Annotated in this window: 13 protein-coding genes; 1 reads left to right on the plus strand and 12 read right to left on the minus strand. The window is 26.0% G+C overall.

The features are described from left to right. Positions 1-279 precede the first annotated feature (279 nt). The 5 genes from KGF50_RS16080 to KGF50_RS16100 form a co-directional block, all read right to left on the minus strand. Positions 280-870 carry a dipicolinate synthase subunit B gene (locus tag KGF50_RS16080; RefSeq protein ID WP_227849000.1) on the minus strand — a complete coding sequence of 197 codons (591 nt, stop codon included), beginning with the start codon at positions 868-870 and terminating at the stop codon, positions 280-282. A gap of 2 nt (positions 871-872) precedes the next feature. Then, positions 873-1,748 (minus strand): dipicolinate synthase subunit DpsA, encoded by an 876-nt coding sequence (gene dpsA / locus KGF50_RS16085; protein WP_227849001.1) that lies wholly within the window; start codon positions 1,746-1,748, stop codon positions 873-875. A 69-nt stretch (positions 1,749-1,817) separates the two neighbouring features. Continuing rightward, positions 1,818-3,209 carry an AMP-binding protein gene (locus tag KGF50_RS16090; protein WP_227849002.1) on the minus strand — a complete coding sequence of 464 codons (1,392 nt, stop codon included), beginning with the start codon at positions 3,207-3,209 and terminating at the stop codon, positions 1,818-1,820. A 3-nt stretch (positions 3,210-3,212) separates the two neighbouring features. After that, positions 3,213-4,349: an acetyl-CoA C-acyltransferase gene (locus KGF50_RS16095; RefSeq protein ID WP_227849003.1), complete on the minus strand. Its 1,137-nt coding sequence runs from the start codon at positions 4,347-4,349 to the stop codon at positions 3,213-3,215. 19 nt (positions 4,350-4,368) lie between these two features. Continuing rightward, complete coding sequence (locus KGF50_RS16100) at positions 4,369-4,914, minus strand: biotin transporter BioY (RefSeq protein ID WP_227849004.1); 546 nt, start codon at positions 4,912-4,914, stop codon at positions 4,369-4,371. Between the two features lie 295 nt (positions 4,915-5,209). On the opposite strand from KGF50_RS16100, the gene KGF50_RS16105 reads away from it, so the two are divergent. Continuing rightward, entirely contained in the window at positions 5,210-5,989 is a 780-nt protein-coding gene (locus KGF50_RS16105; RefSeq protein WP_227849005.1) for a hypothetical protein, read from the plus strand. Positions 5,990-6,197: 208 nt separating this feature from the next. On the opposite strand, the gene KGF50_RS16110 is transcribed toward KGF50_RS16105, so the two are convergent. The 7 genes from KGF50_RS16110 to KGF50_RS16140 all read right to left on the minus strand — a co-directional run bounded on the left by KGF50_RS16110 (position 6,198) and on the right by KGF50_RS16140 (position 13,773). Then, positions 6,198-7,121, minus strand: coding sequence for a putative RNA methyltransferase (locus tag KGF50_RS16110; RefSeq protein WP_227849006.1), 924 nt, complete (start codon positions 7,119-7,121; stop codon positions 6,198-6,200). A 316-nt stretch (positions 7,122-7,437) separates the two neighbouring features. Next, complete coding sequence (locus KGF50_RS16115) at positions 7,438-7,872, minus strand: N-acetyltransferase (protein WP_227849007.1); 435 nt, start codon at positions 7,870-7,872, stop codon at positions 7,438-7,440. A gap of 322 nt (positions 7,873-8,194) precedes the next feature. Continuing rightward, positions 8,195-10,111, minus strand: coding sequence for an ABC transporter permease (locus tag KGF50_RS16120; protein ID WP_227849008.1), 1,917 nt, complete (start codon positions 10,109-10,111; stop codon positions 8,195-8,197). After that, entirely contained in the window at positions 10,111-10,857 is a 747-nt protein-coding gene (locus tag KGF50_RS16125) for an ABC transporter ATP-binding protein (RefSeq protein WP_227849009.1), read from the minus strand. The genes KGF50_RS16120 and KGF50_RS16125 overlap by 1 nt, the downstream gene beginning before the upstream one ends. Before the next feature lie 103 nt (positions 10,858-10,960). Continuing rightward, complete coding sequence (locus KGF50_RS16130; RefSeq protein WP_227849010.1) at positions 10,961-11,812, minus strand: undecaprenyl-diphosphate phosphatase; 852 nt, start codon at positions 11,810-11,812, stop codon at positions 10,961-10,963. 266 nt (positions 11,813-12,078) lie between these two features. Then, positions 12,079-13,071: a sensor histidine kinase gene (locus tag KGF50_RS16135; RefSeq protein ID WP_227849011.1), complete on the minus strand. Its 993-nt coding sequence runs from the start codon at positions 13,069-13,071 to the stop codon at positions 12,079-12,081. Between the two features lie 9 nt (positions 13,072-13,080). After that, a complete protein-coding gene (locus tag KGF50_RS16140) occupies positions 13,081-13,773 on the minus strand; it encodes a response regulator transcription factor (protein WP_227849012.1) in 693 nt (230 codons plus the stop codon). Positions 13,774-13,912 lie beyond the last annotated feature (139 nt).

Below are 13,912 nucleotides of genomic sequence, written 5' to 3' on the forward strand. Positions count from 1 at the left end.
GAGTACAATTTCAGCCATTTATGGTATTGGTGTAGTAACTTATTATGTAGATAATTTGTTTATTAGAGGACTTTCAGTATTTATTTTAATTATGTCTGCTTGTTTTGTATCAAGTACAACAAGTTTGATATTTAAAAATGCAAAGTAATATAAATTCCAATTTATAAATTAGTTTAAGTAAATAATTTTAATATATTACAAGTTAAAGTCCAGCAAATAAGATTGCTGGACTTTGTTAATATTACATATCATATACATATATCATATTACATCACTAATCTATTGGTGTGGACTTTTTATAACAGGTTGTAACTGTTTATTATCAAGAGCAAGCTCTATAGTTGGAATTATTAACTCTGTATGTGCAATCATAGAATTAGGCTTTGCATTACAATTATCTTGACCAAAAGGTACAAAATATATATTTTTAGAGTTAAGAAGAATACCAATATTTTTAAAATTAAAACTTAGAGCATCATTAGTTGATATTGAGATTACAAGTGGTTTATCATTGCGAAGATGACCTTTTGCTGCCATCAGTACTGGAGAGTCCGTAATACCATTTGCTAACTTAGCAGCAGTATTTCCAGTACAAGGGGCTATTATTATAATATCAGCAATTCCTTTAGGTCCAAATGGTTCTGCTTCTTCAATTGTAACAATAGGTTTATTTCCTGTCAGTTCATATGCTTTTTTCATAAATTCCTCAGAATTTCCAAATCTACAATCTATATTTTGTGATACATCTGAAAATATAGTGTGCACGTTTGCTCCTGCTTTTACCAAATTCTCTAACTCTATAAATATTTTATCATAAGTACAAAACGAACCAGTAAATCCTACTCCAATTGTAAGTCCTTCAAGTCTCATCTCTAATCCCTTCTTTCATTTATAATATTTTCTATAGCGTTAACAAGAATTTCACCAGATGTCTTTGGTGAGTATTTACCAGGAAGCCCAAGACAAAGATTTGCATTAACATCTAAATTTTGTGTAACAGAATAATCTAATCCACCAGGAGAAGAAGCTATATCTATAATAGTTACTTCTCGTGATACTTTTTCTAATTTCTCTTTCGTTAAAATACATTCTGGTATAGTATTAAAAATATAATCAAACTTTGAAAGATTTTCATCAAGTTGATTTAAAGAAATACTAGAATAGCCAAATGCATTAGCTGTACTCCTTGCATCATTATTTCTTGCTCCAACACATACATTTGCATCTAAAGCATATAATTTTTTAGCAAGTATTTGTGCACATCTTCCGAATCCCAGTACTAGACAATTACTTTGGTGCATATTGATTATACTTCTTTTAATAGCTTCTGCTATGGCTCCTTCAGCTGTAGCAACTGCATTTAAAATAGCAACATCATTCATTTTCATAAAATCATAAACCTGAATAGAATGTTGCTCACAAAATTTGTAAACTTTAGTTGGTATATTTCCTCCAAATAGTATTTGGTTAGGAGATAAGTTAATTAACAAGTTATCAATAGTAGCATCGAGACAACCATCAGTATTTTCAATACTAAATTGATTTTTTGTAAATGGAATTGGACATAAAATAATGGAACTTTTGGATAGTGCTTCAGCTAGTGAAGTTGCTTTTCCAGCGATTCCATTTATGATTTCATTTGCTATTCCATATATAACTACAGAATATCCTTTATTAATTAGTTTTTTTACCATGTACACTTGTCGCATATCTCCGCCTATAACAGTTATATCGTATTGATTTGACATATTGTAAGCCTCCTTTACTATATACAATATGTTTTTATCAATCTATTGGTTCACTAAAATTATTAAATATTATACTTTTAACATTTCTAATAATGCCAATCTATCTATCTTTTCAGAAGATGTATATGGTAATGAATCTAAAAAAATAATTTTTCTTGGAATTTCATTTCTAATTAAATAATTTCTAATCTTAATCAATAAATCCTTCTTTGTAATTTTATCTATGGTCGTTACGAATAATGCAATTTGACTTCCCCTTATATTATCTAAATAAGGTAATACAACTGCATCTTCAATTTGAGGAATTCTTTTGACTACATTTTCAACTTTTGTAGAACTAACTTTGAACCCACCAATATTTACAACATCATCGCTTCTTCCTTCAAATATTAAATATCCATCATCATCAAAATATCCAATATCATTAACAGAATAAGGCTCTGATGCATTGTATACTGCATATTTGGTATTTACAAAAATCATTCTATCCTTAATATATACATCTATTTTTGGAAATGGCTTACCTACACTTAATGGTTTCTCAATCAATTCATCATAAGACAAATATGTAATGTAGTTTAATTCACTTGCTCCATAATATAAAATAATTTCAGAATCTGGCATATATTTTTTTATTTTTCTTGCAGCATCCTCAAACAACAATTGAGAACCTGTAAAAACGCTTCTAACTTTAACTATTGTCTCACTTAAATGTTTAACCAGTAATTGAAGCTTTGTAGGTATAAGATATATGTTAGTTATATTGTCTTGTTTTATTGCATTTATCCATGTTTTGCAGTTTAAACCTGAACTTATTACAATACTACCGCCTTCATATAGTACTGACATTATAGAATTTAGATTTCCTGTAAAGCTAAGTGTTCCATTGATAAACAAAATAGAGTCCTCAGAAATATGAAAAATTTCATTTTGTATAGGAAAAAATCCAGCCCAGCTTTCATATGTTCTATATAATACTTTTGGGACATTTGTGGATCCTGAAGATAAAGCTCCCATACAAATCTCTTTATCTAGATAATTTAAAATATTATTATATTGATATACATTTATATTGTGATGGTCTGTAGAAGAATTAGTTATCTTTAATATCCTATTGCTACTACCATTAGATAAATCATTTATATCTATATTCTCATCAGATATAATAATTGAAATATTATTCTTTATTAAAATATCACTTAATACTCTTTTAGAAAGATTATAATGACAAATGATAGGCACATTATTTGAATAGTTAACACCTAAAAAACTTACTAATTGGAACTTTATATTTTTAGAATAAATTAAAACAGGAATATTTTCACCTATAGAAATCTGTCTACCTATCTCCTCACTATCTCTTAATATATTGTCATAAGTATACTTTTTTCCATCTATAATCAAAAAATCTTTATCTTTATAGCTGTTTCTTTTTGCTTTCAAAAGTTCATAGTAATTCATAATCTACACCCTTTCAATCAATAAAGCAGAGCCTAATCCCCCAGCAGCTGCTATAGAGCAAATTCCATACCTTCCATTAGTTTTTTCAAGTGCTTTTAAAAGATGTAACGCAATAATTGCACCAGAAGCACCATATGGATGACCATATGCTAAAGCCCCTCCAAATATATTATATCTATCAACTAATTCTGGATATTTTCTTTGAAATAGAACATCTATAACTGCAAATGCTTCATTAAATTCAATAGCAGATATGTCCATATAGTTAAGCTTTTCTATCTCCAAAATCTTCTCCATAGCTTTTATAGCAGACGTTGGACTTAATTGTGGCTTTGTCCCTATTGTACAAGAATTTATAACTTTAGCTTTTGGGTTCTTTTTAGTATTCTCTAAATATTTTTTAGAACACAGTATAAGAAATGAAGCACCATCATTAATAAGACATGAATTTGCTGCATTTGTGATACTTCCCTTCCCTAAAATTGAGGGTATCCTATCTAATAACCTTTGACTCATTTTATCACGTATACCCTCATCATATGTATTGCTATTTATAGGAAAAATAATATCTTCAAGAAATTTTTCTTCTCTTGTGTTTTTTGCTCTTCTATGACTTTCTTTTACCCAATAATCTAATTCTGCCTTCTCAATTTTATATAACTTTGCTACTCTTTCTGCACCTTCAAGCATACTATTCTCACTATTATCATCTGGAGAAAATTGAGCAACTGTATAGTTTGGATTATTGATATTATATCTTTTATCATTTTTATGATATGTACGGATTGGTTGTAGAGAGCTACTCTCAAAACCTCCTGCAATAATTAAATCACATTGCCCAGATTTAATCTTTGAAAATGCTATATCTAAACTCATCATAGCAGAAGCACATTGCATATCTACAGTAAAAGCAGGAACTTCACTTTCTATTCCTGCTGTTAAAGTCATTAATCTTGTGATATTACCTCCTGTACCAACTGCATTTCCACATATAATCTCATCAATCTTATCAATCTCATACTTTTCAATTAGATGTCTTAAAACCTCTGCTCCTAGTAATTCTGGCTGGACACATTGAAAAATTCCATTTTTCAAACCTATATGACTTCTTAATCCTCCTAGTATAAAAACATCTTCCATACATTATATCCTCTCTTCATCATAGATTTCTTTTTAGTACATTATTTAATTTAACACCTAAAAAAGATGCAATAATTGCTTTTATTGTATCTCCAATTAAAAATGGTACCACCGCTGCAAAAAGTGCTGCTTCTACTGTCATTTGATTAAAGTAACACATAAATACTGTTCCCATAAAATATATAATAGGCATACCAACAAAAATTGTTATTGGTATATATCTCTTAATATCATTATTTTTACCTTTTAATAAGCTAATAATTAGTGCTGCAAATAAAAATCCAAAATAAAAACCACCTGTTGGACTTAGTAATTTACCAATGCCAGATGTACCTCCTCCAAATACAGGGATTCCAATTAAACCTATCATTATATATACCCCAACTGTACTAAATGCTTGTCTTGGTGTTAATATTAAAGCTATTAGATTTATCATTATTGTTTGTGCCGTTACTCCTGCTGGTGTAAATGGTAATGGTATATATATGTAGGATGATATACATAATAATGCTACACATATTGACATTTTAGTTAAATCTTGAATATTTACTCTATTATTTTTCATTTTTATAATTCCCTTCATATGTCTTATTCAATTTAGTTTATATGTACATATAATAAACCTTCTATTAAAGCTTTGTTTTAGTATAAAAGAAAGACAGTTTTTTGTCAACTATAATACATTTATAGGTTTACATTTAATTTATAAGTGAACTTTATTCTAATCCTTTATATTTTAATGGTTATTTATAAAATTTTACTTATAAACAAATCTATTTGCCCTATACTTGTAAATTATAATATGATATATTTTATATGAGATTTTATTTCATATAATAAATTAACAAGGAAGTGATAATATGAAAACTAATGAAAATCAATTAAACAATATAGATGAAGAACTAGATGAGCTTAGTAAGAAAGTTTATTTAGAATCCCCAGATTTTTGGATAAGTATTTCTGACAAAATAGTAGATAAAGTTTTTGATGAAATGTTATTATTTTTTGCAGTAAAGTATGATTATTACAATATACTATCTTTTGCAATTGAAAACAATTATATAGATTTAAATATGCCATCAAAAAATAAAGACTATCCAGATATAATGAGTCATTTTTTAGACACAGCAAAACAAAATGAAGATAAAAAGATTTACAATTACCTTTTAAACTTAAATAAAGAAGATAGCATAGATGAAAATGCCTCTTTAGATGATTTAAATCACAATGCTGAGAAAGATACTTTTGAAAAGAAAGATGTATATATTCCAAAATATATGTGTCCAAACTGTAATACTAATATTTTTGATACAGGTTATAGAGTGTCAAATGATATAACATATAAATTTTCTTTTCAAGATGCCAAACCTATTGAAGTATCTAATGAGATTTCTTCTATTAAATGTTGTAATTGTGATAAATCAATAGAAAATGTAACTACTGACAAATTGTATAGTATATGTAAAATTCAAAACTGTGATAATTGTGGTTCTAGCTTAACTAAAGTAGGAATTATTGCAAAGAAAAAAATGGAATTTAATGAGAATACTGAAGAATTTGGATATGTTTCAACCTCTTATTGCTGTAGCAATTGTGGCTCTGAAATAGATTCATCTCAAAAAGAATACTTTAATCTTTAATATTTTGTATTTTTAAAATAATTTCAAATAAGAATACTCTCTTATTAAATATTATTATAGAAATTTTCGGACACATGTTGAATTATAGTATAAATACTTTTTATGTAGAAACTTCAACAGTAATTAAAATTGCTATGAAATTAGATATTATTAAACTAATTTCATAGCAATTTTTAGTAATATAATTTTTATTGATTTTGGACAAATTCTATTTTCTATTCTTTAGTGCACCGACCATAACTCTTAAATCAATTGTTATATTAGATATCCCTGACTCTATTAACTTTAAAATTTCTTCTTCATCTAATGTTGATGTTAAAGGAGTCATTTTAACCAAATTCATTAAATTTAATATACTGATATCCGTTTTATAATTGATTCTATTTTCATAAACTACATTTAGATGTTTTTTAAATACAGCTACAATGTTTTTATTGTCATAATCACTATTCTTTATATTTCCCTGTATATTTGTTCTTATTTCTTTTAAATAATTTGATTCTGGCATAATCTTTACTATTATTCCATCATCACTTAAAACCCTTGTAAATTCCTTATAATTTGCAGGAGAAAGTATATTTAATATTACACCAAAAGCATTATCTTTAAATGGTAAATTTGATAAATCTGAAATACACCATATAACTTCATTCTCTCCTCTTGTAGCCATAGAAATTCCTTCTTTAGCTATATCAATTCCAATTAATTTACATCTATTATTAATATTTTTATCTTCATATAATTTATTTGAGAAATATCCTTCTCCACATCCAGCATCTAAAATATAGTTAATATTTTTATCTAGAGTGTAGTTATGAATTATATATTTTAGTTCTTCTGTTAAATTATCATATACTTTAGAATTATATATTTCATGTCTTGATTCAAATAACTCTTTATCATAAATAGTTTTAGTATTACTATTTAATAAGTTAACATATCCCTTTTTAGATATATCAAAGCAATGATTATTTATACATACCATGCTATTTTTATCAATTGTAATCATATCTTCTTTACAAAGTGGACATTTGAATACATCTATATTTTCATCAAGTAGTAATTTAGCAATTTCTATCTTTTTTAATTTTCCAACAATCGTTTTAACTTCATTACCTATATTTTGTTTCATCTCCATAATCTCCTCAAATTTACTATTTAATTTAAATAGCACGAAATTATGGCTACTTATATAAGATATGCTTCTCTATCTTATATAAAATTATGTTATAAGTTTTTGTAAAATAGCCACAATTTGTGCGCTATTCTCTTATTCTAATATAATGCATAAATGCTCTTTTATTCATTATTTTATCCTCCCATAGTTATATATTTTATAATATATACTAAGTTTAAGTATATATGATTCATCATTTTAAATCTCTCCATTATAAAAATATATCTATATAGATAGTAAACATTTTAATCACTATTCTAATGTTAATCTACTAAAGTAGATTGCTATATTTCATTATATATTCTTTAAATCCTGAATCTTCATTTACTTGCTCTTTTACTATATTAAAACCTTTTTTATTATAAAATACAACTGCTTTTTTATTGTCTTTATATACTGCTAAGCTTAGATTTTTATATTCTTTAATTGCATAGTCTAAAAGTTTGCTTCCTATACCTAGACTTTGATAATTTGTACTTATAAATAAAGCTCCTATAAATTCATTATCTATAATACTTATAAATCCTTTTATTTCTTCTCCATCATCGTATACAAAAGTTTCAGATATAGGAATGTATTCATTTTTAACAGTATTGTAGTTATTTTTCCAATAATCTTTATTTATAAAATCATGTGCTTTGATTGTACTTTCTTCCCAGATTCCCATTATTTTGTCTATATCTTTATTATTCGATTTTCTTATCATAAATTTTACCTCATCTCATTATTATATTAAGTTATTCTTAAATCCTATACCATCTATTTTACTTATAAATAACGTTATCTTTTGTATATTATAATATATAATTATATAAATTTATATGTCATAGCATGTAATTATATAAGTTTTTAATTAGTCAGAGATAGTAATAGATTTTTGATATATTTTGATATATAATTATATAAATTTTAGTTAATAAAAAATATTACTGGATTATAAGTTAATATAATTCCAGTAATATCTATTTTATATAAATACAGCTAACTAATATATATTTAATTAAAAATACAAATTTAAGTGATATCAATTAAAAATTAACTAAATTTAATCTTATCTCTTTTAAATAATTATTTCTTATAAATAAGAAATACACTATTTGAACTATAAACAAACTTCCCATCACCAAAACTGCAGATGATGCTACTTCTATATCAAAAGAGTTCTTGAGTGCAGTAAGTGCAAACACCGAATGTATAACAGCTATTACATAAGGTAACAAAAACACAATCCCAATCTCAATGGTTGAAGCTTTTTTAATCTCCTTATATGTCATTCCCAACTTATTTAACTGTTCATACTTTTTCTTGTCAAGTTGGCAATCCATATAAAACTTATTATATAAGAAACTACTTGTAGTAACAAAGAAAATTAAACCTATAAATATTGCTAAAAACATAAATGTAGAATATATTAGTTTACCAGTTTCTATCATTAATTCTTTAGAGAAAAATAAATATGGTTGCATTCCAGACTCATTATCAAATTTATCTTCAAATTGTCTACATATCTCTGTAGTTTTACTTGAATCGGCTACTTCAAATGCAGTAAATCTATCCACTATAAATTTTGATTCTATACTATCATAAAAATTATCCTTTACCACATACATATTTTTATAATATGCTGGCATAACACATTCTTCCACCTGTTTTGCCACTCTTAAACTTATATTCCCTATAATGGCATTTTCTTTGACTTTATTATTACCAGGTAGTTCTGATGCAAGCAATGATATACATTCATTATCTTCAAAATTTATAGCCTTGACTCCTATATTCTTCGTAATTTCTAAGTACTTGGATTCTTTCATTATTCTTACATTAAAATCACTTTTCTTAGGAAACACAGTTTTAAACTCTCCATTAATTCTTGTATAATCTATATTTTCTTTTTTTAACTTACTTTCTATAAATCTCATTCTTTCCTTGTCTTTTTCTTTACTGTCAGGCTTATTAGTATCATTATGCAAAGTCATTGTTGAATAATATATTGTGTTAGGGTATATTAAATTAATTTGACGTTTTACATCTTTCCAAAATGAGTAAACCGTACCTATAGCAGTGAATGCTACTGCAGAAGTTATTGTTATCAAAAAGAATATCCTAGCATTATCCTTTACTTTATAAATTAAGTTTGAAATCCAAAGCATATTTGTATTTCTTCTATAAAAACTTTTCTTCATTTTCAATTTTTTTATAAAGTACACACTAAATTGAGAAAAGAACAAATAAGTTGCTATTATAGTAAGAGATGTAACTGGAACTAATCGTAAATATGTTGTATATTGGTCAGTTGATGTAACAGCACTATAATATGCTATTATAAACAGGCAAATACTTAATATAGCAAGTATTATTGATGTTTTAGGCTCTGGTTTTGGAGTTTTTGTACCTTTAAGTAACTTTAATACTTGATTCTCCTTAATTATAAAAGAAGTAAATATAGATGTTAATATAGCTAAAACCATAAAATAAATTAAAGTGGAAAACATTGCATTTAATGGTATATAAAAGTTTAGAGGTGATAATTCTAAAAAGGTAGACATAACTACTAAAAATACCTTTGAAAAAATTAAACCTACTATTATTCCAATTACAGAGGATACTATATTTATTACTATATTTTCTATAAAAACCAATTTCATTACTTGTCGTTTTGATATACCTGTAATATAGAGTATTCCAAACTCTTTATATCTACTTTTAAGAAAAACACTCACTGAATAAAACACAAAGAAGAATAAAAATAAATATGCAATTATTTTACTCATCTTAAGCCCTTCTTTTAAATAGTCAGGAAATTGAGCTATATCCAAATCTGGATGACTTGTAAACATAATAAAAGAAAAAAGTAGTGAAGAGGATATAACAATACTTGCTAAATATCCTAGATATGCTTTAATATTTCTTGAGATATTATTAATAGCAAATTGTTTTATATTCATTAATTATCTCCTCCTAATAATGTAAGTACATCCATTATTTCTTGATAAAATTGCTCTCTACTATTTTCCTTATATATTTCATTGTATATAGCTCCATCCTTTATAAATAAAATACGATTACAATAACTTGCTGCTAATGGGTCATGAGTTACCATCATAGTAGTAACTCTATTTTCTTTATTTATCTTTTGAAATAGTTCCATTACAGTTTTTGATGACTTTGAATCTAAGTTTCCTGTTGGCTCATCTGCCAAAAGTATTGATGGCTTATTGATTAATGCCCTAGCAATAGCAGTCCTCTGAGCTTGACCACCAGACACTTCAAAAGTTCTTTTATTTAATAAATCTTCTATACCTAAAATTTTAGATACTTCACTTAGCTTTTCATCTTGCTCTTTTACATTTACCTTATCTAATGTCAATGGCAATACTATATTTTCACCAATAGTTAAAGTATCCAATAAATTAAAATCTTGAAATACAAACCCCAACTCTCTTCTTCTAAATAAGGCAAGCTCTTCACCTTTTAATAATAATGGATTTTTACCTTTTAATTCTATTTTTCCTGTAGTTGCTTTATCAATAGTAGAAATCATATTTAAAAGAGTAGTCTTGCCACTTCCAGATGGTCCCATGATTCCTACAAATTCTCCGTCCTCTATACTAAAACTTATATTGTTTAATGCATTAAAAATCATTTTTTTGCCATATACCTTGCTCAAATTACTCACAATTAAAGTTTTCATTATTTATAACTCCTTCCTAAGTTATAAAATGACATAAAGTATATATTAAATACTACTCATAGTACTCAAAGAAATTTTATATAAATACTTAATTTATTTTAGTTTATATACTGATTATATTAGTAAAAGCTAATATAGCAAGTACTATACCTGCAACTATTCTATATACAGCAAATACTCTCATTGGTTTTTTCTTTAAAAAATTCACGAACTTTTCCATAACTACTATAGACACAAGAAAGGCTACTATAAATCCAACAATTAAGGCAATCCACAAAGTTGGTGTCATTATTGAATAATCAAATTCAAATAAATCTAGCCCTGAAGAAGCTACCATTGCTGGTATAGCTAAGAAAAAAGAAAATTCCGCTGCTGTAGGAGAATTAAGCCCTGCTATCCATCCACCCATAATAGTAGATGCACTTCTTGACATTCCTGGCCACGCAGATAAAACTTGTAATACACCAATTTTTAAAGCTTGCACTGGAGTAATTTTATCTATATTATCTGTTGAGTGCTTCTTTTTTCTAAATAGAGTTTCTATTACTAATAATAAAATACCCCCAACTATAAACCCTATAATTACAGATTGTAAATTAAACAATGCTTTTATGTTATCATAAAATATAACTCCCACAATTCCAAATGGTATACAACCTACAATAACATTTATTCCAAATTTAAATCCAGTTTTTCCTTCCTTTCCTCCAGTAAATATGAATTTAAAAAACTCTATAACACTATCCTTTATTTTTTTCCAATAAAGTACTACTACTGCTAGTATCGCTCCAAGTTGTATTACAACTTCAAACATTTCAGCAAATTGACCTTTAAAGTCTATCAAGCTTCCTACCAAAATCATATGACCTGTAGATGACACTGGAATAAATTCTGTAAGCCCCTCTACTATAGCTATTATGATTGATTTTAATATAAAAATAATATCCAAACTCATTGATAAACACCCTTTCTTTACTATATAATCTTATTAAAATTTCTTTTCTTATGTCATTTCTTATACTAATTTTAATTGACATTAGAAAATTTCACTATCTACAAACATTACACAAATATTACATTTATGTAATGTTTTCAAAAAATAAACTACTTTAAAATTAGATTGTATAATTATAAATCTCATTAAAATATATAGACACATTAATTTTAATAAGATATTTAAATTACAAATACAATATTAATCCATCTTAAAATAGTTTATTATTAGTTTATATCATCTTTAATAAAAGTTATTGAAACTTCGGTTCCTTTTCCTACATCTGATTTTATATTGACTTTATGACCTAAGTTATCACATACTTTTTTTACTAGATAAAGTCCCATGCCTGTAGATTCTCCAAATTTACGTCCATTTTCTCCTGTGAAAAATGGGTCAAATACTCTTTTTATATCTTTAGATACAATTCCAACACCATTGTCTATTATACTTAAAATTATAGATTTATTATTTTCTTCAGATTTTATAACCAAATCTTTGCTATAATTTTTGGAATATTTAACTCCATTTGTAATTAACTGATTTATTATAAATTTCATCCATTTTATATCTGTATAAATATAAATAGATTTATCTATATGTATTTTGGGAATCATCCCATTATTTATAAATAATCTCTTTTCCTCATTTATAGTATCTACTACAATATCATTCAAATTAGCTTTTTCAACCACAAAATCTTTCTGAAATTCATCCACTCTTGCGAAATACATAGCCATGTTTAAACCTTTATTAAGTCTATCTATCTCTTTTTTTATATTTTCAGTAATTTCTTCACCTTCATATTCCTGAAGTTGAAGACTTATAACTGATATTGGTGTTTTCATTTGATGAATCCATTGGTTGATAAAAGTTAAGTGTTCACTATGTATTTTTTTATGTTCCTGAATCATTGATTGATATAATCTATGTTGTTGTTTTAAAATAACTGATATGTTTTCTCCGAAAAAAGAGTTACCTAAATATAAAAAAGATTCATCTAAGGAGTTTATACCCTTTTTAAATATAGTATATACTTCTCTGTTTTTATAATATTTATATATTAAAAAACACAATAATATAAAAGTACTAAACAATAAGATATATAAAGCTTCTTCTACACTAATAAATTTCATAAGACTACAATAAATGATTGTCATAGATATTCCTAAATAATATATAAAAATATAGCCTTTACAATCTTTAAATAATAATTTCATATTCTCTCCTTACCAATTTTTATTTAACTTATATCCTACTCCTCTTACAGTTTGAACAGCATCATTTATACCTAACTCCTCAAATCTTTTTCTTATTCTCCTAACATTTACATTTAGAGTATTTTCTTCTACAAATTCAATATCATCCCATATCTTTTCTAATAGGTAATCTCTACTTACTACTTTAGGGTATTTTTTTATAAGACACTCAAGTAATATTCCTTCTTTTTTAGTGATAACCAAAGTCTTGTTCTCTAACTCTATCTCTAATCTTTCTGGATAAAATTTTAGTCCATCTAGTTCTAATATTCTCTCATCTATTTTAGGCGAATATTCACCATATACCCTTCTTATTTGACTCTTTATCTTTGCCATTACTACATCATAATAAAAAGGCTTTGTTATATAGTCATCAGCTCCACTTTCTAAAGCTCTAATCTGGTCTAAATTACTATCTCTAGCTGATACAAAAATTATGGGAATATTTGACTGCTGCCTAATACATCTACACCAATAAAATCCATCAAATTTTGGTAAATTTACATCTAGAAGTACTAAATCCGGCTTGAAATTTACAAATGTAGTAATTATATTATCAAAATTTTCTTCAACCACTACTTCAAATCCATATTTCTCTATATAATCTTTAAGTAATGTACTTATTGATATATCATCTTCTACAATATATATTTTATGGCTCATATGATTCCTCCTTATTTTAGTTTTCTCATTTACCATATATTAATATTACCTTCACATATGGCTTCATGTATAATATACATACCTACTCTTATCTAAATATCTATTAATTTATTAATTTTTAAAATACAGTATATTAATA

This window comes from Clostridioides sp. ZZV15-6598 (genome assembly GCF_020657705.1).
Classification (GTDB): Bacteria; Bacillota; Clostridia; order Peptostreptococcales; family Peptostreptococcaceae; genus Clostridioides; species Clostridioides difficile_F.